General features: G+C 53.8%; 20 protein-coding genes. 6 read left to right on the top strand and 14 right to left on the bottom strand.

Annotated features, from left to right (window positions below):
- Window positions 1-118: 118 nt before the first annotated feature.
- Entirely contained in the window at window positions 119-1495 is a 1377-nt protein-coding gene (gene argH, locus Q31b_RS02780; RefSeq protein WP_146598117.1) for an argininosuccinate lyase, read from the bottom strand.
- A gap of 555 nt (window positions 1496-2050) precedes the next feature.
- Between argH and Q31b_RS02775 the strand changes: the two genes are divergently transcribed.
- Window positions 2051-4729, top strand: a complete 2679-nt coding sequence (locus Q31b_RS02775) for a hypothetical protein (protein WP_197170788.1) — start codon at window positions 2051-2053, stop codon at window positions 4727-4729.
- Window positions 4730-4740: 11 nt separating this feature from the next.
- Here Q31b_RS02775 and Q31b_RS02770 read toward each other — a convergent pair whose 3' ends face one another.
- From Q31b_RS02770 to Q31b_RS02755, 4 genes are all read right to left on the bottom strand, one after another.
- Window positions 4741-4953, bottom strand: a complete 213-nt coding sequence (locus Q31b_RS02770; protein WP_146598115.1) for a hypothetical protein — start codon at window positions 4951-4953, stop codon at window positions 4741-4743.
- A 115-nt stretch (window positions 4954-5068) separates the two neighbouring features.
- Window positions 5069-5770: a class I SAM-dependent methyltransferase gene (locus Q31b_RS02765; RefSeq protein WP_146598114.1), complete on the bottom strand. Its 702-nt coding sequence runs from the start codon at window positions 5768-5770 to the stop codon at window positions 5069-5071.
- Window positions 5771-6109: a hypothetical protein gene (locus Q31b_RS02760; protein WP_146598113.1), complete on the bottom strand. Its 339-nt coding sequence runs from the start codon at window positions 6107-6109 to the stop codon at window positions 5771-5773. It lies immediately after the preceding gene.
- Between the two features lie 64 nt (window positions 6110-6173).
- Complete coding sequence (locus Q31b_RS02755) at window positions 6174-6908, bottom strand: hypothetical protein (protein ID WP_146598112.1); 735 nt, start codon at window positions 6906-6908, stop codon at window positions 6174-6176.
- 121 nt (window positions 6909-7029) lie between these two features.
- On the opposite strand from Q31b_RS02755, the gene Q31b_RS02750 reads away from it, so the two are divergent.
- Complete coding sequence (locus Q31b_RS02750) at window positions 7030-7347, top strand: hypothetical protein (RefSeq protein WP_146598111.1); 318 nt, start codon at window positions 7030-7032, stop codon at window positions 7345-7347.
- Window positions 7348-7667: 320 nt separating this feature from the next.
- Window positions 7668-8507, top strand: coding sequence for a hypothetical protein (locus tag Q31b_RS02745; protein ID WP_146598110.1), 840 nt, complete (start codon window positions 7668-7670; stop codon window positions 8505-8507).
- Between the two features lie 138 nt (window positions 8508-8645).
- Here Q31b_RS02745 and Q31b_RS02740 read toward each other — a convergent pair whose 3' ends face one another.
- Window positions 8646-9557, bottom strand: a complete 912-nt coding sequence (locus Q31b_RS02740; protein ID WP_146598109.1) for a hypothetical protein — start codon at window positions 9555-9557, stop codon at window positions 8646-8648.
- On the bottom strand, window positions 9554-10621 hold the full coding sequence (locus Q31b_RS02735) for a vWA domain-containing protein (RefSeq protein ID WP_231617254.1): 1068 nt from the start codon (window positions 10619-10621) through the stop codon (window positions 9554-9556). The genes Q31b_RS02740 and Q31b_RS02735 overlap by 4 nt, the downstream gene beginning before the upstream one ends.
- A gap of 213 nt (window positions 10622-10834) precedes the next feature.
- On the opposite strand from Q31b_RS02735, the gene metK reads away from it, so the two are divergent.
- Both metK and Q31b_RS02725 read left to right on the top strand, forming a co-directional pair.
- On the top strand, window positions 10835-12016 hold the full coding sequence (metK, locus tag Q31b_RS02730) for a methionine adenosyltransferase (protein ID WP_146598108.1): 1182 nt from the start codon (window positions 10835-10837) through the stop codon (window positions 12014-12016).
- Window positions 12017-12084: 68 nt separating this feature from the next.
- Window positions 12085-12912, top strand: a complete 828-nt coding sequence (locus tag Q31b_RS02725; RefSeq protein WP_146598107.1) for a metallophosphoesterase family protein — start codon at window positions 12085-12087, stop codon at window positions 12910-12912.
- A gap of 26 nt (window positions 12913-12938) precedes the next feature.
- On the opposite strand, the gene Q31b_RS02720 is transcribed toward Q31b_RS02725, so the two are convergent.
- From Q31b_RS02720 to tilS, 5 genes are all read right to left on the bottom strand, one after another.
- Window positions 12939-14231: a DUF58 domain-containing protein gene (locus Q31b_RS02720; RefSeq protein WP_146598106.1), complete on the bottom strand. Its 1293-nt coding sequence runs from the start codon at window positions 14229-14231 to the stop codon at window positions 12939-12941.
- Window positions 14228-15196: an AAA family ATPase gene (locus Q31b_RS02715; RefSeq protein ID WP_146598105.1), complete on the bottom strand. Its 969-nt coding sequence runs from the start codon at window positions 15194-15196 to the stop codon at window positions 14228-14230. The genes Q31b_RS02720 and Q31b_RS02715 overlap by 4 nt, the downstream gene beginning before the upstream one ends.
- A gap of 126 nt (window positions 15197-15322) precedes the next feature.
- Window positions 15323-16777, bottom strand: coding sequence for a hypothetical protein (locus Q31b_RS27800; protein ID WP_197170786.1), 1455 nt, complete (start codon window positions 16775-16777; stop codon window positions 15323-15325).
- Entirely contained in the window at window positions 16774-17655 is an 882-nt protein-coding gene (locus Q31b_RS02705) for a hypothetical protein (RefSeq protein ID WP_146598104.1), read from the bottom strand. Before Q31b_RS02705 ends, Q31b_RS27800 begins: the two co-directional genes overlap by 4 nt.
- 58 nt (window positions 17656-17713) lie before the next feature.
- Window positions 17714-18757 (bottom strand): tRNA lysidine(34) synthetase TilS, encoded by a 1044-nt coding sequence (tilS, locus tag Q31b_RS02700; RefSeq protein WP_146598103.1) that lies wholly within the window; start codon window positions 18755-18757, stop codon window positions 17714-17716.
- Between the two features lie 388 nt (window positions 18758-19145).
- Here tilS and rny point away from each other — a divergent pair, with 388 nt between their 5' ends.
- A complete protein-coding gene (rny, locus tag Q31b_RS02695) occupies window positions 19146-20714 on the top strand; it encodes a ribonuclease Y (protein ID WP_146598102.1) in 1569 nt (522 codons plus the stop codon).
- 193 nt (window positions 20715-20907) lie between these two features.
- Here rny and Q31b_RS02690 read toward each other — a convergent pair whose 3' ends face one another.
- Both Q31b_RS02690 and Q31b_RS02685 read right to left on the bottom strand, forming a co-directional pair.
- Window positions 20908-21285, bottom strand: a complete 378-nt coding sequence (locus Q31b_RS02690; RefSeq protein ID WP_146598101.1) for a hypothetical protein — start codon at window positions 21283-21285, stop codon at window positions 20908-20910.
- Window positions 21286-21295: 10 nt separating this feature from the next.
- Window positions 21296-25681: a Calx-beta domain-containing protein gene (locus tag Q31b_RS02685; protein WP_146598100.1), complete on the bottom strand. Its 4386-nt coding sequence runs from the start codon at window positions 25679-25681 to the stop codon at window positions 21296-21298.
- Window positions 25682-25757: the final 76 nt, after the last annotated feature.

The raw sequence follows: 25757 nt of genomic DNA, 5'->3' as shown, positions 1-25757 counted from the left end.
AGGCTTGTGCCTGGGGCGCACTGCAACCGAGGCACCCGCCTCGCGAACGTCGGACGAAGCAGGCGGGAGCCTGCAATCATCCAGTGCCCAGGCGGGAGCCGGGGAACCAGAAACGAATTTACTGCAACCGTTTTTTCCAACGATCGATCTGGCTGCGAACTTGGTCGGGTCCTGCCGAGCCGTAACTAACGAACGCGGCGACCGCATTTTGACTGCCAAGCACCTTGTAGACCGACTCATCAATCTCCGCTGCATGGGACTGCATCACGTCGAGCGTTAGGTCGCTAAGGGGTACGTCGCGCCCCATGGCTTCACCAACAATCGCGCCAACCAAATGATGTGCCCGTCTTTGCGGCATGCCTTTGCGAATCATCCATTCCATCAAAGTCGTCGCATCGAGATAGCCTTTTTCAAGTCGGCTCTCGATCGATTCTCGCCGCAACATCGATCCTTCGACAATCGGTGCGGCAAGCGATAGCGATGCGATCACCGTGTCAAACGAATCGAATAAAGGCGGTTTGTCTTCTTGCAGATCGCGGTTATAAGCCAGTGGCAAGTTTTTCACCAATAGCATTAGCGTTTGCAGATTACCCATCACGCGTGCCGCTTTACCGCGTGTCAATTCCAAGGTATCCGGATTCACCTTTTGAGGCATGATGCTGCTGCCGGTACAAAAGGCTTGTGGCATTTTAATGAAGTCAAACTCGACGGTGCTCCATAGGATCCACTCCTCGGCCCAACCGCTCAAATGGGAAGCGATCACGGACAAGACGAAGGCGCTTTCAAGCATAAAATCGCGATCGCTGCTGGTGTCTAAACTGTTGGCCGTCGGTCGATCGAATCCCAGCGATTGGCTCGTTTGTTGACGGTCGATCGGCAACGTCGTTCCGGCGACTGCCGCAACGCCAAGCGGACATTCGTTCAATCGTTTCCGACAATCGGCGACACGCGTTCGATCTCGCTGGAATTTTTCGATGTAGGCCAACCAATAATGCGGAGCGAGCACCGGTTGAGCCCTCTGCAAGTGCGTGTAGGCTGGCAAAACAACATCAAAGTCTTGGTCACAACGCGACAAAAAAGCACGCTGTAGATCGAGAAGTTTTGCGTCGACCTCTTCGAGCGATTCGCGAACCCACAAGCGAACGTCGGTACTGACTTGGTCATTGCGGCTGCGTGCGGTATGTAGTTTCCGCCCCGTGTCGCCGATCCGGTCAATCAAGGCTTGCTCGACGTGCATATGGATGTCTTCGAGTTCGAAGGAGATCGGAAATGTCTCCGCATCGAGTTCCGCTTCGATTTCTTTCAAAGTGGCTTCGATCAAGGCAAATTCTTCGCCAGAGAGCATTCCACGGGCGGTCAACATCTCTGCGTGCGCGATCGAACCGCGAATGTCTTGACGATAGAGCCTTCGATCAAAGCTGATGCTCTCGGCAAATGCCTCAAGTCGCTTGTCGGTTTGAGCCTGAAAAACGCCGCTTCGTGATGGACTATCCACGCTTTTGGCTATCCTAAATGTTGTTGGGAGGAATTAATGTATGCTTTAGGTAGCCACCATTATCCTTGTTGGACGCTCGCTGGCGACCCCCGCAGACAACCAATTCAACAACGCCGTCCCCAATCGCAGCGGCCGTGCAACTTTTAAGTGCAACTTGGCAAACGACTTAGACATCCAATGAACGAAGTTTGGCGAGGTCCAACGCGACCGAAAGCCGCCCTTCGGAAGGGGGACGCCCATGCTGAACTTCGTGTAGGTGCCGTGCGAGCCCCTCCCTCGCAATCACCTTAAGGACGCCAATCAGAGCTCCCCCGGATGCTCCGGCAAAGGTACAACAATCACTTTGCTAGACTTTCGCCAGCAGCCCACCGTTGAACCGAAACCACAAACCACTTTGCTATGAAAAAAATCATTTTTCTCGATAAATGCCACCACGACAGCCTCATGAACCTCCCCATTCCCAGGTGCCCCGTTCCCAGGTGCCCCGTTCTTTGGTGCCCCGTTCTTTGGTGCCTCGCGCTACTGGCGGCCATCGCCATCCCCCCAGCCTCGGCAATGGCAGTCGAGGCAATGGTGTCGGCGCAAATCGGCAAACCACTCGGTGTCGCAACCATCGAGGTCCCACTTGCGTCCGCTGCGCCCGTTGGATCAGCCCCCCGATTGAGAGTGACCGATGCGGGCGGACGTGTTCTGTATCCCGTTTCAGGTGAAGTGACGGCCCCGATCGTGCGTCCGTCGGAACGTCCCGTACCCGAACCGGGGCGTGGACGATTGCTTGGACGGCTCGGCAGTCTAATCCGGGAACTCACCAACGAGGATCGGGCCACCGAGCAAACAATCGCTCGGCGAGTTTCTTTTTTGTTTCCCAATGATGAACCGATCATTGTTAGCGTTTACGACGAGAATGGCGAGATCGGGCAATACGAACTTGTCCCCGAATCGAATCCTCCCATCTATGCGACCCTACTGCGGGGCTGGTGGAGCGACTACACGACGGGAGTCAAAACCCAAATCGACTCAGGCGACTACCCCCCATGGGTCGAGACCTATCTGGTCGCGATGTTGTCAGGACGAATGCGTCTACCTCTGCCCGATTGGTTCCAGACGCGGCCAAATGACGAAGACGAACTACTGTCAACACTAAAGCTAATCGGAGGTGCGGAAGATGAGAGCGAGGTGATATTCCGACGCGCTGCCACCGGGGGCATGACGAATGCATCGGCAAATGGACAAGGGATTCCGGAGACGGTCACCGTACCGCCCGGCCCACGTTGGGCACCCTCATTCGCCGACGTAAACCCGAACGTGGTTGGTCTCGATACTCGCATGCCAACCGCCAACGTGGAACCGATTGCCGAAAGTGTACCTCCGGAATGCTTCTATCTCCGCTACGGGTCGTTCGAGAATTATCTCTGGTTCACCGACTTGTCGAACGATTATGGTGGCGAGATCTCGCGCATGATTTCACTACGAGGGTTTCGTGGGCAATCAACCCAAACCATTCAATCGCAATTGAATTTGCAAATGACGCAAATGTCGCGGATGCTCGGTCCATCGATCATCCAAGATCAAGCGATCATCGGACGCGATCTATTTCTAAGCGACGGAGCGTCGATCGGCGTTTTGTTTAAGGTCAACAATGCATTTCTGTTCCGCCGCTCGCTACAAAACGACCGCACGGCAACGGCAAGTAGCGATGATGCGGTCGAGCTAAGCGACACAACGATCAACGGTCAAACGGTTTCCTTCCTGCGAACCGCGGATAACCGCATTCGTTCCTTCATGGTCGAAAAAGGAGACTCCTTTTTGGTGACCAATAGCGAAACGATCGCCAGCCGTTTTCTTGAAGTGGCCGACAGTGGTCAATCGTTGGCGAAGACCCCCGAGTTCCAATTGGCCCGCCGCTTGATGCCGATTGAGCGTAACGATTCGGTGTTCGTCTACTTGTCGCCGTTAATGTTAAAGGGTTTGGTATCGCCTGATTATATGATTGAACTTCGCCGCCGCCTCGACTCCAAATCCGATATCACGCTCGTGCAACTCGCACGCTTGGCATCGGCGGCAGAGGGGTTTCCAACCGGATCGATCGACGAGCTCATTCGCACGGGCTACTTGCCGGCAAATTTCAACGAGCGAATGGACGGTAGCGGTGTCGTTTCGGTGGGAGAGGATCTGATCGATACACGACGTGGAGCACGTGGCACTTTTTTGCCGATTGCCGACACACCGCTCAAGCAAGTCTCGGTGGAGGAAGCGGCTTGGTATGCCCAAATCGCCGAGGCCTACTCCAGTCGTTTTGCAAGAATCGATCCGATTATGGCTGGGATTCATCGCAAACCGGTCCTTGATGCGGATGGCAATCCCACCTCGGTTGAACAATTGTCGATTCATGCCGAGGTCGCACCGTGGTCGCCCGATCAATATGGAAAATGGGCCAAGCAACTCGGTCCACCGACTCGTGTGGCAATGCGGTTTGCCCCCGATGATATCGTAGCCGTTCAAGCTCACGTTGCTTCCGATTACCTAGGCCCCCCGACGCATTTGTTCGCTGCGATTAAAGATTCGGTGCCTCCCAATCCTGATGATTTTGATGGACTGCTCAACTCCTATCGTGCGCTTCGCCAATTACCCGGCTACCTCGGGGCGTGGCCACTTCCTGGCGTGTTGGACCGACTGCCACTAGGACTTGGACGTGGAACACCGGTCGCTCCCGGAATGACAAAACTGATCGGTGGATTGTACCGCTATACGGGAGGCGGTTTCAGTGTGCTGTCCTTTTATCCCGACATACTGACGGCCAGCTTACCTTTTCTGACTTCCGTCGAGGTCAATGACATGGCCCAGTTAAGAGCTCGAGTCGGCAACCTCCGCGGCAGTCGATTGGAAACATGGGTAACGCAACAACTGTTTAAACGATCGGCGACAACAAGTCATGCCGGAGCAACCTTTTTGGATATGATGTCACGACAATTGAAAGTGGATCCGGCGAATGCGTTGGCGGACGCCAATCGAATTTTCGCGGCCGGCCTACAGTGCACGCTTGGCGGCGAGTACCATTTTGACTCCGCAGCAAATCGCTGGTTAAGCACCGCATGGCAAAACCACCGTACGCCGTTCGATCCGCCGCAAAGTTATACACCACCGCTGCTGCAATGGTTCCGTGGCGGCCAAGCGACGCTGACCCAGTACGAAGACCGCGTGGTCGTCGATGCAATGATCGATATGGCGAGGTAGTGAGCGAAGAATCACGAACCGCTAAACGACCAAAATACCGCGGCGAGAACGAAAGCGACGATGATCAAAATGACCAGATAAGAAAGAGCGACGAGAGAAAATGTCGCTCCGGGTACTTTTTTATCGATCGGGACTTCCTTGTCGACCGTCATCGATTGCTTGATTTCGGCAACAACTCCCTGATCTTCGCTAGGCTGCTCTGCTTGCTCTTGCGTCTTATTCATCGTTGTCACCTTGTCACCTTGTCACTGAAGTAAGAGAGAGAGGAGACGCCAGACATTTCATCTCGCGCGAAACCACCACCGATCTCCAATCCCAGTGCAAGTTACATGCCCAAAGTCATTGTCGCTCTGTCCTCCCTGCGGAACAGCATTGAACGCCAACTTTCCGCCACAGCCGGACGTCGTTGGGACCGCAGAACTGCATCAACATCGCTCCCGGTGCTGCGTAGTTTGCAAACACTCGCTCGTGAAAATCATCCTCGCCAGGCCATGGGTACGAGTAGACGACAGCGAAATCGTCGAGTTCTAAACCAATCGAATCGTACGCCGATGCGACTTGGTGCCCGAGACTCGGTAGCGTCGGATCGTCCGCCAACGATTCGCTGCCAGGCGGCAAAAAATTGCCGGTGACCAATTCAACCGTGACCTTCCAATCGGCGACGATCTGCTTCGCTCGCTCCAGCAATTCGGTTTCTGCTTCGATGCCAATCACATCCAAGTGAAAGGTCGAAGCCAAGGCGCTGACAACCGCAAAACCGCACCCCCATTCCAAAAAGCGGCTGCCTATAAGAGGTTGGGTATCAAGCATCCAAGCGATCGATTGATAGACCAACTCGTAATCCGCCGCGACGAATTGTTCGATTTGCGGTCGGTCCCAGCGGTCGTGAAACACTTCGATACGCTGACGCGAATCGATGATCCACAACCGAATTTCACTCGGAATAGGATAGCGGTCAACCGATGACGGTATCATGACCCGCTCGAGTCGATTGGGAGATGGCCGGTTCGCACTCGACCGGCTGCGTTTGCGTCGGGACATTTACACGGTGCCGCCATCGACGGGCATTTCGTCGTCGTCAATCGGATCCAACGTTGGATTGATGTACCCTTTCCATCCGAGCTGCTCCACTTCTTTTTCGTTGGCCCAGTGGCTTTGATTCCCCCAAAGTGGTTGACTGCAAATGGGACAACGGGAATCATCAGCGTCTGGGTATTGATACGGTGACGAGATATCGGGCTCAAGCCAAATCGCTTCGCATTCGTCGCAAACGATCAACCCGTGTGGATGAGGCGTCGTTTCATCAAGACCACAAATGCGAACGCCGCACAGTCCGCCACCACAAATGGGACAATAGTCGATGGAATGTTTCGGTGTCATGCTGGCTTACTCGGGGAAGAATGGTGTTAGGCGTCAAGAAAAATAACCTTCGCATCGGACTCACCTACAGAGGAAACGCGGTGATGAATCGATTGCCTTCTAGGACAAGACGGACACGACGTGCCATCGGGTTGCCTTTTCGCTTTCCGTTCTGGCCGCCGACAAAACCGATCCGTCCACCCATATCGACGGTATAGATGGTTCGATTATCATCCACCGTTTTCGTTGTTCGCTGCTCCCGTTTGGCTCGCTCATAAGCCTTGTCGATCGTTTCGAGCGCCCCTTCCATTCCACCATCGAAAACACCATGACTGCCAGACCGCGAGGGGATGTCGGCGGTGTGCCGTCGAAGATGCTCGAGTCGATGCCCTTCCTCACTACCAGGCGTGTACAGAAGCCCCGCGGGCGACAGGTAGCGCTGCGGGGACACTTCATGCAAAATCTTGTAAAGCAACTCAGGACCATCGACACGATCATCCGCTGACGCTACGGGGACCGCTTCCGATTCTGATGGTACAGGCAACTTCGTCGCTGAACCCGTGGGAGGCCGCGAAGTTCGATCGCTTGACTCGTCACTTGCTTTTGACGCTTCGGCGTTTTGAGCAGAATTGCCGGCGTTGAACGCAGGCAGGTCCCAACCGAAATGCTGGTTCAAGACCGGTTGTGCGAAGGAATAGATTCCCAACAACAACGCCAGCAAAATCGCGCCGATCGACGATTTCTTTTTCATCGAATTCGATGACTTGGGCGGGTTGTTGTCAATCACTCCCGTCCTTAGGGTGGATTTAAGACGATTCATCGCCCCCCCCTTGCTGAAATCCTATGAAATTTCGATCGGGGAACTTGCATTGGCTCGGCTTTTCGATAATTGTATGGATCCATAGTTTGGGAAAGCCTGGTGTTTTATAAGGACTGGAAGAATGCACAAACGTAACTTCTTGGCTGCGATGATTGTCACGCTACTATTTGCGTCCGCGACACAATCTAACAACGAGGCGATTGCTGCTGAGCCCGGTTGGTCGCCGGTGATCGTCGCAACAGGATCCTATCGTCAGCAAATTCAATCGACGCCGATCGAGCTCCGGCCGTACCGCCCATTCCACTTTTATGGGAATGCTGTACGCCGTCGCTACTATCAACGTCAAAGCTATCAAGGTCAAGCGTATTCAAGACCTTCAAATATGGCAGCTCCGCGGACTCAAGTGGTTTTACCGTACACATATTATCGCGGATACTAAGCTCATCTCCCGCATCGAACCGATTTTATGACAACAGTCCCCATCGTGAATTTGCAAAACAATCGCTGAACGAGGCTCCCACGGAAAGCAATAGATGGCGTCGTCGCAACGCAAGCCTGGATCATTCGCCGTAGTGCCGAATGGTTTCCATCGTTCATTTCGTCTACACGACGAGTCGACATGACGGGACCGCTCTTGCATCGAACCGGCGCAAATCCGTAGAGTCCGACGTAGACCTTGGACGATCGTCTGGGGCGATTGCCTATCATCGCTTCGCGACTTTCAAATAGCGCAACTTCACCAGCGACAGGACGATTGGCTTGCCTTACCAACGATGTCTACTTCCACACCGCGCAGCGTTACTTTTGCTATCGTTACTCATCGGTTTGACATGCACATCCGCCCGTGCATCCGAGCCTGTTGAAAGCGACGAACCGATCGCGATCAGCGGGCATGAGATCAGCGAACAGCAAGCTCGTGAATCGGTTCAATGGCTTGCAACCACTGCGATGAAGTACATCCCATCTGTCTTCAAAGGGGACAAGGATTGGGGCGATACGCGGCGCGTCTGGGCTGGCGTGAAAACACGCCTTGACGGATTCAAACTAAAGACGCATCGTCGCTATCGAGAACTCGATCATGGACGTTGGATTCAATACGAGATCGTGCTTCCGAAAGGCTCGTCCCCCAAGTCGCTTTTTACGACGGTCCACCGCGTCACCCGCACGGAAGACGCCCAAACCAAAGACACGCGTTGGCGAATCGATGCGACCACCGAGACGCCGATGCACTTCACCGCTCGCGTGCAGCGTTGGAATTATGGGGTGAAACTGTATAGCGTTACCGTAAGCGGAAAAATGCGAGTGCGATTGAACTTGGTGTCAACGATTGGATTCCATGTCGACTATCTGCAAATCCCTCCCGTTCTGGTGGTTGATCCAAACATTGAAAACGCCAAACTTAAACTGGTTAGCTTCGAGGTGGACAGGGTCAGCCATGTGGGTGGTGATATGGCTGAGGCATGGGGTGAAGTGATGCAGGAAGTGATCGTCGAGCGTTTTGTCGAAAAGCAAAACGACAACATCGTAACGAAGCTAAACAAGGCGATCGACAAACATCGTGACGATCTCCGCTTTGGTTGGCAGAACATCGTGAAGTGACGCTAGTTCACGCATCAACTCGTTACGAGGCTGCTGCCGTGCAAGGGGATGCGATGGGCGCCACCGCCTTGGGGGGTATTTCGCAGCGATTGTCACTCTGCTGTCAGCTCGGAGACCTGAGCGACATTGCAGCGAAGTTCAAAGGTCGGGATGGGGATGCGGAGGCGTTAGACGGAGCGACAACTCTAGCCGCTTTGCGATGGCGACATTCGAGCTGCCTGCACCTTTTAGCCGTTCGATCATCGTCAATGTCGGGCCGACTTGTAAAACCATCGGTGTTGAATCGAGCCGCTCTTGCCAACGCTCCACTTGCATCGAAAACACCTGCGGTGAGAGGGTCCTAAGTAAAACGAACTCGGCCAACTTAGCGATCTCGGGTCGCTGGGCGTCACGACGGAGTGCCGAAAGCGTTTTCGTCGCTTGCGCACGATCACTCGATGACAATAGCCAACTACTGGCTACCAAGCGGACGGCCGATGATGGGTCATCGATTCGCTCGGTGGCTGCATCGAATGCTTCGCGTTCGACTCGCCCGCTTTGCCAAGCGATAGGAAGCCACGCGGTGCTCAGCGGGGGAAGAGGTCGTCGGTCGAGTTGGCTGACGAGTTCTAACGCGATCTTACTACGGCCACTTCGCCACGCAGCCTGTGCCGCCATCATCGACAACCACTGCTGCCGCCAAATCGGTGGCCGCTCCTTCAACGCGTCCAGCAACGCAAAAAGTGATTCATTGAACTTCCGCTGTTCGAACAGCTCGGTGCCCAATGTTTGCTTCTCACCAAGTTTTTCTGGTTCAATCCACAGAACCCGATTGGCGGCAAAAGATCTTTCTTGTTGATCAGCCGCCGTGCGAATGGTGAACCGACTTGCATCAAACTCGATGACGTCTCCCGCCAGTATTTCAATGGTTTGCGGATACCAACCGCTTGGTTGGCCAGAAGACGGTTTCGGCTCTAGCCACACCTTGTCTTGTGCCTTCGCGCTAACACAAACAGATATCCCAAACAGAAAGGCAAGGACAGAAATAAAGTTGTTACGAGCAGCTATCATGGTGACAATTTCAGAGATCGAATATCGACATAGTTATAAAGCCCGCTATTCTGTGATGCCAAGTCTCGCAGAAAACTGTCGCTCGGTGCTACAGGTTCGGACCCAAATTCAATCGCGTGAATCGTCGTGCCGCTACGTTCGGCGCGGCGGCGAATTTCAGCGAGCTGTGAAGTCGATAGCCGAGGGATTCGAGCATCGGTCAAAAAGAAGATCACGTCGGGGCCAAGTCGCAACGCCATACTGATCGCGCTGAAGTGTTCCGTACCGCCATAGGCCGTAATCGAATCGACATAGCGAGCGGCTCGCTCGAGAATGGCTTCTTCACCAAGCATCAATCCTTGCGGCATGCCGGAGATTTGAAACGGCTTCGGCATTTGGTTGTAAAAGATGAGCTGGAACTGCTGGCGTTCACTTAACGTTTTCAAACTGATCATCAGTTCCTTTTTCGCAGCCCTTAGCGGTAGCGCTCCGTTGGCATTCATACTATCGGAGCGATCGAAGACATAAACGAAACGCGAACCGCTGCCGGATACACCAAATACGGACGTCGTGGTGCGGTTAGGATCCCCGTCGGTGCCCGATGCGGGCCTTGCTGCAAACGAATCGCCATCCAGCTTGGATTCCCCAGCCAATCCGGCCGCAGAAATGGGGGTCGGTGTCGAATGGATCTCGCTAAGAATACCTGTCAAATCGATTGGCGGTGCCAAGTTTGCGGGTGCCGCCGCCGCGGCACTGGTCGCCGCCGAATCGGAGGACACAGCGGCGGAAGCGTCGTTGGCGTGTTGCGACTCGGTCAAATCGGCGGCGTCGACGTAGCGGTCCCGGTCCGGCAACCGATGGACCATTGCAATCCCGACCGAGCGGTTGACTTCGTCACCCGTTCCCGAGGAGCTTTTTGACCAAAGAATCCCCAGAATGGTTAGAAGCACAACATGAAAAATGAGCGACATCAAGAGCGCGGGCAGCGGACGCCTTCCCAAATCAATGTCGCCCCCTTCAGGCGGGATGATTGCGGAAACCGTCAATCCAGTAGCAACCGTCGAGCGATTCGGTGAAACAGACATGCCGAGCAATACGTGGAACGTAAAAAAGTGTAATAAAATCAATTTTTGACCGGAAAAACGTTTCCCAGTCCTATTGGTGGTTTTCAGGACAGCGGAAGACAACTACTTTATTGGGTTGATACAAAACACTCCTAGACCAATGAACGTTGGATTCTGCGATTCGCAGGAACGTTCCATTGGATTGTGAACAGTTTACCCTGCGGAGAGAACCACGTGAGCGACGCGAATTATCTTTTTACTAGTGAATCCGTTAGTATGGGCCACCCTGATAAGTTGGCCGATCGGATCTCGGATGGGATTCTAGATGCACTTCTCAAGCAAGATCCGCTTAGCCGCGTCGCCTGTGAAACGATGGTCACGACTGGAATGGTTGTCGTCGCAGGCGAAATCTCCACCAAAGCCGTCGTCCAGTACGCCGATGTGATCCGCGAAGTGATCAACGAAGTTGGCTATACCGATGACGAGTTCGGAATCTGTGGAAAAACGTGTGCGGTCATGGTTTCGCTCGACACGCAAAGCCCCGACATCGCACAAGGTGTCAACTCCGACGACTCCAGCGGTAAGGAAGTCGGTGCGGGCGACCAAGGTTTGATGTTTGGTTATGCCTGCAAAGACACGCCCGAACGGATGCCACTTCCGATCGCTCTGTCACACCGAATCATCAATCGAATTACCGAAGCTCGCTTCAAGAAGGAAGTGGATTGGCTGCGTCCCGACAACAAGTCGCAAGTCACCGTCGAATACGAAGGTTCGACTCCCGTTCGGATCGACACCGTCGTCGTCAGTGCTCAGCACAACGAGGATGTCACCAACGAAGAGATTCGCAAATTCATCATCGAAAAGGTTATCAAACCATCGATCCCAGCGGAACTCGATAAAGGCGACATCAAGTATCACATCAACCCCACAGGCCGCTTCGTGGTCGGCGGACCGCACGGCGATTGTGGCTTGACGGGCCGCAAGATCATTGTCGATACCTACGGTGGATGGGGACGTCACGGTGGCGGCGCTTTCAGTGGCAAGGATTCGACCAAGGTCGATCGCAGTGCCGCTTACATGGCCCGCTATGTTGCCAAAAACATTGTTGCATCGGGATTGGCGGAACGCTGCGAAGTCCAATTGGCGTATGCAATCGGCGTGACCGAACCGGTTAGCGTGCATGTCGATACCGAAGGCACGGGCAAAATTGCGGACTCGAAACTCTGCGAATTGGTCCGAGAACATTTCCCGTTGACCCCATCGGGTATCATCGAGCATTTGCAGCTTCGTCGCCCCATTTTCCGTCAAACCAGTGCTGGCGGACACTTTGGTCGCGAAGGCGACGCGTTCACATGGGAAAAGACCGACAAAGCAGAAGCCTTGGCCGAAGCGGCGAGTGCCGCAGCAACCGCCTAGCGCTTTGTCCGCTTAGCCTTCAAGTAGACCGTAGCGGACGAGTTAGACGATGCACTAGGAATCTCTTAATGCGAATCGCGTGGACGACGGATCCCCATTTTGATCATGCCGACGTCGACGCTTGGCAATCGTGGTTCGAATCAAACGCCGCAGTCCGCGGCGACGCCATTCTAATCACAGGCGACTTGTCCGAAGGGGATGACGTTGGATTACAACTCCTTCGCTTGGCCAACTCGTTTGAGTTGCCTATCTACTTCGTGCTCGGCAACCACGACTTCTATCGACGCTCGATCGCGGAAACTCGCCAACAACTCATTTCGCTATGCCGGCAAAAAGAGCGTCTGTTCTACCTGACCGATTGCGGGCCAATCAAGTTGAAAGGAAATGTCTACATCGTCGGCGACGATGGATGGGGTGATGCAACGGTTGGTAACTATGAGCAGTCGCCAATCAAGCTTCGCGATTTTGAGAACATCAATGATTTTCGGCTAACCGATCCGGCAGACTGGAAATCACGATTGCAACGCGAAGGCGAGGAGTCCGCCGAACGGCTACGCATTAAACTCGAAGCGATCCCCGTGGACGCACAGCAAGTTCTGATCGCTACCCATATCCCCCCCTTTTCGGAAGCTTGTTGGTACGAGGGACGAACGACCGATGAATTTTGGGCACCCTTTTTTGTCTGCGGCAGCATCGGGAAAATGCTTCGCGAATTTTGCCCCACGCGGCCCGATTGCAAATGGACAGTGCTGTGTGGGCATACTCATCATCACGGCATCGCCAACATCAGCGATAACTTGACGGTTCACACTGGCGGATCGATCTACGGCAAACCGCAAATGGAAGCCGTTATCGAAGTCGATACCGCAGAGCTCAAAGTTCGCTCGCTGCGATAAAAGGAGCTCTCGATCACCGTCGCGATCTAAACAAAATCGGACCCCATGTCTACTCTGATCACTTGACATTGCGGCGTACGGCACTCCACTGCGATTGTTTGCCGACTGGTGATTAATAGGTAGGGGAGATTCGGAAACTGCTCGGCAATCTCACGAAGCCGTTCATCTGCCTGTTTCTCGAGCGTCACCTGCGCTTGGGCTAACTGGATCAACATCGCTTCGATCTCACTCGAATGTCGCACTCCCCCAACGGCCGAGTCCCATTCTTCGTTGGCCTCATCCGTCGTGATCAATTGCGCCTCCACCCGCTGACGGTTTAATTGAGTGATGGCGGTAGCAGCCAGCGAAAGAACCCGCTCAACCCCTTCATCGAACAGCACCACCTTCGACGGGCTGGACGGTTGATTGGCAGCGGTATCGACGACGATTACCGCAGTGCGAGATCCAGGTGATTGGAATTCGCGAATAATTGGGCGGCCTAGCCGTGCCCACGAAGAAAAGTCCCATCGTCGAACGGGCATCCCCGTCTGATACTCACGACTGCCAACATAATCATACGCTTCGAATGCATTACATCGCCGCACCCAGAGAGAAAGGTCGGACAAATGGCCGGCGGCAACCGTGTCATTACTTTCATCGATCAATCGAGGTGTCACGGCAATCGTCGCTTGACTTGGATGAAGCGTCGTCGATTCGAACAAGCAGAACGGAAAATGAGAACGAATGCAAACTCGCGGCAACGGGTGGATACCTCGATCCAAAAAACGAAGAGAAGCTTCGACCGACGCTCGCTCACCAGGACCGATTACCGGTATGGAAACAGGGTCGGAGTTTAGCTCGTACCGCTGGCGTCTCCGATTTTCCCGAGGAGCATCCTTGGCAAACAAACGTCGCTCGCGAAAAAGGGACCGCAACTCTTTTTTGTCAAAACTGGCACTTAGCTGTAGAGCTGGCAGCGAGCGGCGATTCTTCAGATGCATCAATAGCGAAAAGGAGTGCCCGGATTCCACCGAACGCGGAAGCGAAAAATCAACCGTTAACTTCGGCATCATGAACCAATTGACCGCCAAACCAATCAACATCATCGAAAAGCAGGCCGAAAAAATCCCGACCCATGGATACCCCCATAAAATATTGAGAGTCACGATACCGACCAGCAACAACGATACGGACGAAGCGGTTGCCGACCGCCGAATCGCTAGCATCACACGCAGTGGTAGCAAAAACACACGCAGCAACAACCACCCCAGCGTTGAAGCCCCATCTAAAACGGATTTGAATTGAAACCGTCTCGTCGGAGGGACGACCGCATCGCTCACGCTGGCACCTCGATCGTTCGAACAATTTCCGAAATCATTTGACTCGTCTCTTGAGATGTCTGCATCGCATTTCGAGGTGACACTCGATGGGCGATGACGGTCGATGCTAGCGATTGAATGTCATCGGGCAACACGAAATCTCGGCCCAGCAGAACCGCTCTCGCTTGAGCAGCACGCAGCAGCATCTTCGATCCGCGAGGACTTGCACCAATCCGCAATCGAGTATCGGTACGCGTTGCCGAAACAATGTCGACAATGTATGCCGCTGCCTTTCGATCCACCTTTGTTCCTCGTGTGAACGCTTGAAGTGCAACCAATTCCGATTGGTTCATTAACGGATCGAGTGACTCGGCCGGATCATGGTCCGCTTGTTCGAGTAGCAGCGAAATCTCGCTATCGGCATCAGGATAGTTCATTGTCAACCGCATCAAAAACCGATCAAGCTGCGATTCAGGCAATAGGAACGTACCTTCAAAGCCAGCCGGATTTTGGGTTGCGATAACGATAAAGGGACTTTTCAGCGTATAGCGTTTCCCGTCGATCGTGACCTGGGATTCCGCCATCGCTTCAAGAAGGGCACTTTGCGTCCGCGGGGAAGCGCGGTTGATTTCGTCAGCAATCAACAGATTGCTAAAAATCGGGCCAGCCCGAAATTCGAAGGTCCCCGACGACGGCAAAAACACGTTGCTGCCCAAAATATCGGCGGGTAAAAGATCTGGCGTGCACTGAATACGCTGAAATTCCAAACCGATTAGCCGAGCGAGCGACTTTGCAAGGGTCGTCTTGCCGACCCCAGGAACGTCTTCGAGTAGCACCGACCCCTCGGCTAATAGCGATGTCAGTACCGCATCGATGACATCTCGTTTGCCCAAAATCACATTTTGCAAGGATTTTCGGACTTGGTCAATTTTCTGAAGCAACGATTCCGGCTTCAAATCGACTGGCATTTTATTGGGCGCTGACATGAAAAGTCCGAGTTTCGGGAAGGGAATGGATCAACTCGGCTCCAATGCACAACGAGTGATACAGTGCCAAAGTATAACGAAGTGGAAGGGACCACTCGACGAATTATATACCATTTCTTATCGGTTTTAAGGTGAAACAGGTTCGAAGAAGCCCTGCACCCAATCGCGATCGATTTGTCCCACGATCGTCAACGATTTGACCGCGAGTACGCCTTGACGAGGCCCCAACTGAACCGTGCCGACGGGACCTCTGGCTACATGAAGCTCACTAAATTTTTGCTCGTTTATTGTCGCACGAATCGCGGCATCCTCGATCTGCAAAGCGAACGACAGGGGCGTTTGGGTCGCTTTGCCAACCGCATCCAGACTGCCTTCGGCAAGAACCTCTTCCCATCGAAGCTGTAGAAAAGGCCCATCGCGATCCGCGGTTACCAATTGAAATCCACCGCTCGATTGAAGCAAAATACCATCGAGGTGGCCCAGCGAGACGACCCCTGCGACCGCAACTCGCTCGAAAGCAACCTTATGCATAAGCGTTCCTCCTGGCTCAATCGAAAGATAGCCGCCCGCGTCAATGGTCACGCCATCGACGAAAAAGTCATCCAGTTGTTCAGGATCCGAAAAATCATAAATCATCGTCAATTCCGATGATTTCTCATTGAATGCCAATTTGCCTCGCAACCGTTCACGGAAATCGGAGGTCCTCAACGATTCGATCGTACGGGCTGTATCACTCGGCAACGTTTGACTGGATGGCGTTGGATTGGATGGCGTTGGATTGGATGGCGTTGGACTGGATGGCGTTGGATTGGATGGCGTTGGACTGGATGGCGTTGGATTCGCAATCTTAGCGGCTGGATCGGGGGCGGACCGCATTGCGTCTTCTTGATTGACTAAATCCGCAGGATCGGTCGAATCCATCGAATCCGCAGAGGTGTCCAGCACTTCATTGGCAGCGGTTTCATTGGCAACGGTTTCATTGGCAACATCGGGCTCGCGTGGTAGCGGTTCACCCCTTCGAAATGGAACGCGGGACGGTTCATCATCGACGTCCGCAGCAACGATGCCGCTAGCCCCCTTTTGGAAGGACCTCACATACGGCAATAACCACCAAAACGCCGCAGCTGCGACGATTAGGGAAGAAGCGTAAAAGAAGAGAGCTCCACCGATCCCCTTCTTGGCGACTCGAGTCGGTGGTTTGGTAGCAATCGCTTGAGCTGTCGCGACCGCGAAGTCAATGCGTGGATTCGCATCGTGCTCGGTTTCTTCGTCGTCTTGGACAACCGATGCCATTAGCTGCTCGTCATAGCGTGCTTTCCTCTCTGAATCGAGTAAGCAAAGGCGTGCAGCGGAAACTTCATTGAGTAGTTGGTTCGCAACCGCATCATGCTTACTATTTGCACATCCATGCAGATAATTCATCTGTTTGCTAGCTGCGATATCAATCACATCCGGATCGTCTTCGAGCAGGGTGATTCCCAGCAAACGGTAATGATTGGGTGGCTGTTCCGCTTTGGGAATGCCAAGCAGTTTATGGTAGCCATCGAAAGATTCATTTTCAGGAGAATCCGCAGTATTCATGGCTCGTTCTCCAGTAAGGTTTGGGCCCATGCAGGATCAACTTTTCCAACGATTCGCAAACCGCTTATTGCCAGCGGGCCCTGATAAGGCCCGATCATGACCGCTCCTTCTGGCTTGTCAGGCTCTCCTATTTTCCCCCCAATCGTGCGTTTGCCCAATGTCGCTGCAACGGTTTGCCCATCGACCTTGAACAGAAAAGGCAATGGTTGAGCTGTTCCGCTTCGCCCATTGGATAGCACTTGAGTTTGAGCGATATCGGATGCCCCTTTTAGAAAAAGGACAAAACGCTGTTGATATCCAAACGTCGTTTCCATCCTCAGTCCACCACTGGTCGAAATCAGTTCACCGGCGTCATGAGTCAGCTTGACCGTTCCGGCAACCGCAACCTCTTTGAACTCAACAACATGTTCAAGCTTCTTACCCGCTTCGATGATGAGAAGCCCGGGCCGAACCGAGGCACCATCCCCTCGAAAATCCTTGAGTTGCTTCGAATTTTTAAAGTTATAAACAATTGACAGTTCCCAGGTTTCTTCATCAAAGGCAACGGTGCCTTCCAAATAGCGTTGGAAGACGCGAGTGGTTGGCTTAAAATCGACGTCAGACATCTGCCCATCGTCCCCATCCGCCACCGAAGCGACAAGCTCTCGAAGCGAGTCAATTCCGCTTTGAATGCGTGATTTGGCTTGCGGACTGTTCGCGAACGGCAAGCGTCCTTCTAAAAAGATAGCAGCTTCCTCGAGTTGTTCCGTCCCATCGCTATTGGAACCGGACACACCGGTCTGCGCGGAGACGCGAGGAATACTCACGAGGATGACCGCAGCCAACGAGCCAAGCACGATGAAGCGTTGCACGCGATAAGAGAATGGATTGCTGGGCATCGAGTCATTGGTCCGGGATGAGTTAACGAAGCATTTCGTAGCATCGATCATACATCGGCTAAACATCCAGGGGAAGAATCGGGTGAAGTTTGGACCGCAGCGAGACGTATTCGAGCGAGCAGACAACCTCAATCCTGCCTGGCAACTGGTATCGCTTGTCCGATTGTCCGGAAATCGTTCGGTAAAGCCGTTTCCAATGCAGCATTGTCATGTCGCGAAGCGGCCAATTTTGCGTTTTCCATAACCGCTGCATCGCCGCAATGACAATCGCCGACCGCGTCGTCCTATCGACCTTGACTTCAATCGCGTGATCCAACCGCACGTTTTCGTCGAGCCAATCGGCGGCGAATTGGTGAACCAGGTCTCGCCAATCACGCTGTGACTCGGTCGCACGGGCCATCGCCGACTCGGCATTGGGAAAGGCTTCGAGGATGCGGGGAAGCAGCTTATGCCGAATCCAATTGCGACGATAGTCGGTACATCGGTTGCTCAGGTCTTCTCGCCATGACTGCCCGATCGACTCAAGCACACCGCGTAAATCGCTTCGTTGAATGCTTAACATGGGTCGAATCAGAACGACATCCTTCCCGAGACTGCGATGCGGTGCGATTCCCGCTAAGCCCGCCGGTCCGCTGCCGCGAAACAGATGATGCAGCACCGTTTCGACATTGTCATTTGCGGTATGCCCGACGGCGACATACCTGGCCCCCAAACGCTCCGCATGCCTTTTCAAAAACGCCAGCCGCTCGTTACGCAGCGACTCTTCGTCCGAACTCAACTCCCCCTTTTGGGTGGAACGCGTTTCAACGACGCATTCGATTCCAAGGCGTTCGGCTAATTCCCGAACCAATGCTTCATCCGCATCGGCGTCGCGGCCTCGCAGAGCATGGTTGTAGTGGGCAGCGACAATAAAGCCAGGCGACGGCGGCACGCTCTCCACTCTCTCCAGCCTTTCCAGTTCCTGCTTCCGCAGTTCGCAAAGCCCTCGCAGCAACGCCACACTATCGGCGCCACCGCTACAACCGACGACAACGCCAACCGCCGTCCACCGGGAAACGGGCCATGCGGTTGCGATTTCGGAGAGGAATTGATCGATATTCATGGTTCATTTGTGGGAAATAGAGTGGCTTCTCACAACTTTTTCGAATCGGTTGTTTCGCTCTCACGAAGTCAATGCTACCCTAAGGTGTGCGTCACCGCGCGTCGATTCGACCTCGTTTGGGCCGACCCAACCTTTTGTGACGTAGTATGTTACAAGACTACAACTAAACCAACATAACCTTTGAACAGCAAAATCGCTCTTTTCGAGCAAAGGCTCACCTTAGAAAAATTGACCATGTGGACGATTCTTTTACTACTGTTCTCGCGAATGAACACACCCGAAGGCTGCCAATGCAGCGTCGATCCTGTGCGTCGTTGCGACGCCGTCGTAAAGCAATGGTCGGCTCGTGACGGTAGATTCTGGTGTTCTTGGTACCGGAAACACTACTATGATAGCCGTAATCGAGACCACAATATTGTATTGTGCGATCTCCTTTTTCGCTGGTGCTGCGATCGTCTGGGGTATCGCACAACGATTGCAATTTCTTCGCCACCAACAAATCCAGTTCGATGTTGACAAAATCATCCAAGCGGCCGAAGCGGAAGCGGTAACGCTCCGCAAACAGGCGGTTTTGGATGGGAAAGAATCGGTCCTGACGCTGAAAGCGGAAGCGGAAGCGGAAATGGCCGCCGAACGCAAAGTGCTGTTCACTCGCGATGCCAAACTTGACCGTCGTGAGGATTTGCTGGCCAAGCAAGAAGAGAATCTACAAAAGCAACAGCGAGGACTGCAAAGCACTCAGGAACGCCTCGACAATCAACTGCGCACTCTCTCGTCGCAGCGGGCCGCCCTCGAAGAAACGCTCAAACAACAGCAAGCGACGCTGGAAAAGGCGAGTGGCATGACTCGCGAAGAAGCCTCCGAAAAGCTGCTCTCGTCCCTCCAAAATGATCTCGAAAACGAGATGGGATCGGTGCTGCTCAAACACCAAAAGCGACTCAACGAGACGGTGAAAGCTCAAGGTCGCGAGATGTTGCTGACGGCAATCCAACGATATGCGTCGGCTCATACCGCTGAAACGACCACCAGCACCGTCGACGTACCAAGCGACGATTTGAAAGGACGCATCATTGGTCGCGAAGGCCGAAATATCCGAGCCTTTGAAAAAGCGACTGGCGTCGACGTCATTATCGATGACACCCCAGGGGTGGTGATCGTTAGCGGGTTTGATCCGGTCCGCCGCGAAATCGCTCGCCAATCATTGACCCGATTGATCAATGACGGACGAATCCATCCGTCACGTATCGAAGAGGTGGTCAAGGAAGCGACGAGCGAAATGGATGAGTTTGTCTTGCAAAAAGGCCGCGAGGCTGCGGATGAGGTCAACATAACCGGCCTACACAACCGAGTGATCCAAATGCTCGGCAGACTGCATTTTCGAACCTCCTACAGCCAAAATGTGCTGCGGCATAGCGTGGAGGTGGCGTTCATATCGGGTCTGCTTGCCGAAATGCTTGGCATGGACGCCGATCTGGCGCGCCGCTGTGGGCTCTTGCACGATATCGGCAAAGCGGCCGACCATGAACTCGAAGGCGGACACCCCAAGATCGGTGCCGATCTGCTCCGTCGTCATCAAGAATGCCCCGAAGTCGTGCATGCCGCGCTTGGACATCATGATGAAATCGTGACCGAACATCCCTACACCATGCTGGTCGCAACCGGTGACGCCTGCAGTGCAAGTCGTCCAGGCGCACGACGCGAATCGCTCGAACGCTACATCAAACGTATGGAAGAACTCGAGTCCATCGCAGAACGGTTCAAGGGCGTCCGCCAAGCCTACGCCATCAGTGCAGGCCGAGAACTGCGGGTGATCGTCAATAGCGACAAAGCGACCGATGAACAAGCTGCAACGATTTGCCGAGACATCGCCAAAGCGTTCGAACAGGAACTAACCTACCCCGGGGAAATCAAGGTCACCGTGCTTAGAGAATCACGATTTACACAGACTGCGAAGTAGTTCATTCATTTCAAGCTTCGTAGCAGGTCGGGGTCCAGGCTTTCGCCGTTCCGCACGCCTCTTGAATTGCCTAAACAGAACGTCCAGCTTAGAAGGGCATCCATACCGGTAGTAATGACCATCTCGTGGTCGCGGCTACCGCAACACTTAAGCCGGACGTTCTGTGAAGGCTCAGACCCAACCTTGTCACATCTCACTCGGCAATTCGTAGCTGTACCTCACCCGACAACCGGGCGGTCAATTGCTCATTGCCCAGCAACTGTATTTCAATTCGGTTGCTGGGCTTTAGCAAAGAGCTCACGTCAATCTCGATCGGAGCCTGCCCAATCTCAAGCGATTGGCCATTGAGTAGCAGACGTTTTAGCGTCCCCTGCCAATCGGACACAAACAACGTCACATGTTTCGCATCTTCCAAGCCGGTGGGTTTGTTGAAATTGCGAGTGTAGATAGCCAAAACGGAAACCGCCGCCGATGTTCTTCTCGACGGCGGTTCCGGTACTTCGACTTTCTCTCGTTCGCTTGACCCTTCCAATTGTTTTTGCCAAGGATAGCGAAACTTAATGATATGCAAAATCGTGACCCTACATCGCCGATGCGGCTCGTGACAGGATCTCAGCGATCTCATCGGAACTCAGCCGATCCATTCCTGAATCGGGAGCAAACCCAAAATCGTCACGTTCGTCGTAGCCACCAAAGAACTGCAAAGCCGTACCATCACGGCTAATCACAAATTCTTCTTCGGTCAAAACAGCGCTCAAGACGTGGCCGTTTTCGACGATCGCCAAAATCGCTTGATCGCGACTACTGTTGAGCGTGACCTCGGCATATTCAACCGTGTCGAATCCTTCGGCAGCCATGAAGAAGATCTGCTCGCCTGTCGATGGATCGAGGGAAACCGATCCGCCACGTCGCCCACCTTCCGATGCTACGATCATTTCGGGGTTATTGCGGAGGTAACTCGAAGCCAAAATATCGACACTTGCCAACGATCCCGCCCGTCCAAGGACAGGCAAGTCGCTATGCACGGTACCCGACGTATTTCCAACGGTCACAGGAACGATGTTGCTACCGCTAGCGGACAAGAACACGTTATGACCCGGGTTTCCTTGACCCATTACTCCGAAGTGAAGGGTGTAGGCTCCCTGAGGAACGCCGGTCAAGGCGTACTCACCGTCCATGCCTGTTCGCACCGACATAATCACTTGGCCACTGGAGTCAACCAAATCGACTTTGACACCTGACAATCCAACTTCGTCCGCCCCCTTCAATCCGTCCCGCTCAGGCGTGACGTTTGGATAACCTTGGGAAACTTCATCCATGTTATCGACGCTATCGATGAAGACCGATCCGGTGATCGTCGAGCTACCAATGGGTGCTTCGTCATTGTCGATAATCGTCGCGGTTGCAACCTGAACGGTACCGAGAATCGCGCCACCGGTTGGTCCCGTCAACGTTATCAAGAACGTTTCGTTGGGCTCATCAATCGTGTCTTCCAGAATGTCAACCGTGATGGTCTTGCTTACCTCTCCATCGGCGAAGTTGACCGTGCCTGAAGCGGCGGTGTAGTCAGTACCGGCGGTCGCCGAACCGTTCGACGTCGCGTAGGAAACGGAAACGGCTCCATCGCTGCCGCCCGTCCGCGTGACAGTAAAGGAGATGCTGCTACCCGATTCGTCAACAGACTTGGTCGCGGGCGAGATCGAGATAACGCCTGGCTGAGGAACCACTGGATCATCATTATCGACAATCGTCGCTGTCGAAGTGGTGGTCGAACCAAGCGTTGCCCCACCAGTCGGTGCGGACAACGTCAGTGTAAAGGTTTCATTCGACTCATCCGCCGTGTCTTCAAGAATCGCGACCACGACTTGTTTTGACGTTTCGCCTTCTTCAAACGTCAACGTTCCAGAATTGGTTGTATAATCCGACCCAGCCGTTGCGGTGCCGTTCGCCGTTGTGTAGTCAACCGTTACGGTCCCATCACTTCCGCCACTGCGGTTGATGGTAAACGTGACGCTTCCATCACCTTCACCCACCGAAACGGTGGGCTGCGAAAGCGACAATTCGCCCGGCTGAGGCTGGGTTGAGTCGTTATCCGTAATCGTGACCGTCGAGGTCACCGTGGTTCCGAGGGTCGCTCCACCTGTTGGATTGCTAAGCGTTACCGTGAAATCCTCGCTGTTTTCAACAGCGTCATCGTCGATCACTGGTACGTTGAACGTCTTGGTTGTCTCGCCATCGGCAAACGTTAGCGTTCCACTCGTCTCGGTGTAATCACTGCCCATGACAGCGGTACCGTTGGCAGTCGCATAAGCAACCGTAACCGACCCGTCACTTCCACCGCTGCGCGTCACCGTGAACTGCTGCGAACCGACCGCTTCGCCAACGGTGACGGCCACAGGGGTAATCGTAAAGGAACCCGGCTGCGGATCCACCTCATCATTGTCGACGATGGTCGCAGTGGACGAAGTCGTCGCCCCCAACGTTGCACCGCCAGTCGGCGAGGATAGGGTGAGGATGAAGTTTTCGTCTCCTTCAACGTCCGTATCTTCCAAAATCGGGACCGTTACCGTCTTGGTCGTTTCACCATCAAGAAAGGTGACCGTCGTATTGACTGCGGTGTAGTCGTCACTAGCATCCGCTGTGCCGTCGGATGTTGCGTAGGTCACCGTCACAGTGCCATCGCTACCGCCGGTGCGGTTAATGACGAAGCTAGCGTTGCCAGCACCTTCATTGACAGAAACCGTTGCGGCAGCCAAAGCGATCGTACCAGGCTGGACGACGACGGTATCGTCGTCATTGATCGTCACCGTTGAAACAGCGGTTCCAAGTGACGCACCACCGCCGGGTGCACTTAACGTTACCGTAAACGTTTCCGAATCTTCAACCGTAGCGTCGTCGATAATGTTGATCGTGATCGTTTGCGAAGTAACACCGTCGGCAAACGTCAGCGTTCCTGGGTCGAGGGAATAATCTGTCCCAGAGATCGCGGTCTCGTTGGTGGCAGAATAGTTGATGGTGACCTCGCCATCGCTGCCACCAGTGCGATTGACCGTCAATGTAACGGTTCCGCCATCTTCATCGACTTCTGCAGTCGCAGCTTGGAAACCGAGTGTTCCAGGAACGGGGGTCGTACCTCCGACTGGCAATGCGTTGATCTTAAAGGAAGAATCGGCATCGAGCGTGATTCGGTCGAGCGGCACGATCGATCTTGGTTCTCCACCACCAGCAAGTTCAGGAGTCGTTTCTGGCTCTACGAACGCTGCCGCACCATCACCGTCCGAAACGCTGGCATTAAAATCAGCCAAGCCGTTGATCGCATTCGCGATTGCGGTGTAACTGCGATTGGTAACGTCCGTTGCACCGGAATCGTAGGTGACCGTGATGACTTTCGCCACGTCATCGTAGGCAGCCGTCGGTGCGGCGTTCGTTGGACCGTTGCTGTTAAATGCAATGGTCACTTCGTTGAATGCTTCGCCAACTTGGGCAGCGACCACGTTGATTTCCGTCGTCGTTCCAAAGGTCGTCGATGCGGCGACCAAACCACCTTGCGAAGAACCTGGATCGAGGAAGCCATAGACCAGCACCGCTTCAGAGTCTTGACCGGGGGTAATGCTGAAATCCAATCCTGTGACTTCACCCGAGATGAAGACGGGGATGCTGTAAGAATCGAAGGGGCCACTTAGTTGGGAAACCGGAACGATGCTCGTTCCACCGAGACCTCGCAATTCGTTGAACAGCACATCGTCGCCATCTGGCTCGAACGTTCCCTGTTCTCCTGAGTTCGCAAAGAAATCACTTCCGTTGCGATTCGTGCTGGAAAAATCGAGTGCGTAATCCGGAGTCGCCGGTGGGAACGGAATGACATTGGTCGTACTAAATTGACGACTGAACTTCTTAACCGTGTTGGAAGGAAAGGTTCCTACGCCTGGGATCGTCAAGACGGGATTGACCGTAACGTTTGGAATGTCTTCCCCAATAAGATCGTCACCCTTGGATCGGACCTGCAAGAAATAGTCGCCCTCTACACCGGAGACCGCATTCACTTCGTCGAGCTGCGCGACATCAAAACTATCCACCGGGAAATAGTTCCCTACGGTCGGATTGGAAAGGGATTCCATAGCCGTCCGAAGGGCCGCCACCGGATCGGCAACAAATGCATCCGCAGCAATCGTCGCCTTGAGCGGAACGGCGGTTTGCGTTACCGGATCAATGACAGGGTTGCCACTATCATCCAGCGTAGGGATCGTTGCGCCATTTTCATCCGTCAGCGTTACTTCTAACGAAAGAGTACCGCTTGCAGGCGTGTCGCCAATCGTTTGGCCAATCAAAATTTGCTGGGCTTCGTGAACGATCGGCACGACGTTATTGCCTTGACTGGCCAATATGTCGGTCACCAACTGGAACACTCCACGACGATCCGGAGTCTCGCCTTGCTCCGCATCCGCTGAGCGCAAATCAAGATACGAAACCTCTAGCTCAAAGACCTGTCCCACCGAAACATCAAACGTACGGTCGTTATCGACATCGGGCAAATTCGAATTACTACTCCCCACACCCGTCGGCGATTTCGGGTTCAGCTGAAGTTCGATGACCGGTTCGCCAGCTCCTTCGCCAAGCCGAGACAGTTCATTGATGACCATCAAAGCGTCGGACGGCGTAATCTCTCCATCACCATTGACATCAACAAAACCAGTGATCTGTTCCCCTTCAGCACCACTCTTGTCGCTGAGATAATTGATCACCATCAACGCATCAAGCGGAGTGATTTGGCTATCTTGGTTTACATCCGTCGGCATTGATGCATTGTGATAGCTACTGGCAAGCACATCGCCAGCAAGCAATTCACGACGTTCGAGAGCCTCACTCTGCAGCCGACGCTTGCGGCCTCCGTGATTCTTGTTTGGGTTCCGTCGTTTTTCGGCCTGCGGCCATCCAGAGCGACCAAGCAACTGACGCAGATGTCTCATCTGATTCTCTCGGGGATAGTTAAAAATAGAGATGTGAGGAAGCTAAAAACCCAAAACAAACGTTTCGCATTACACT

This window comes from Novipirellula aureliae (genome assembly GCF_007860185.1).
Classification (GTDB): Bacteria; Planctomycetota; Planctomycetia; order Pirellulales; family Pirellulaceae; genus Novipirellula_A; species Novipirellula_A aureliae.
This window is presented reverse-complemented; position numbering and strand designations above follow the sequence as displayed.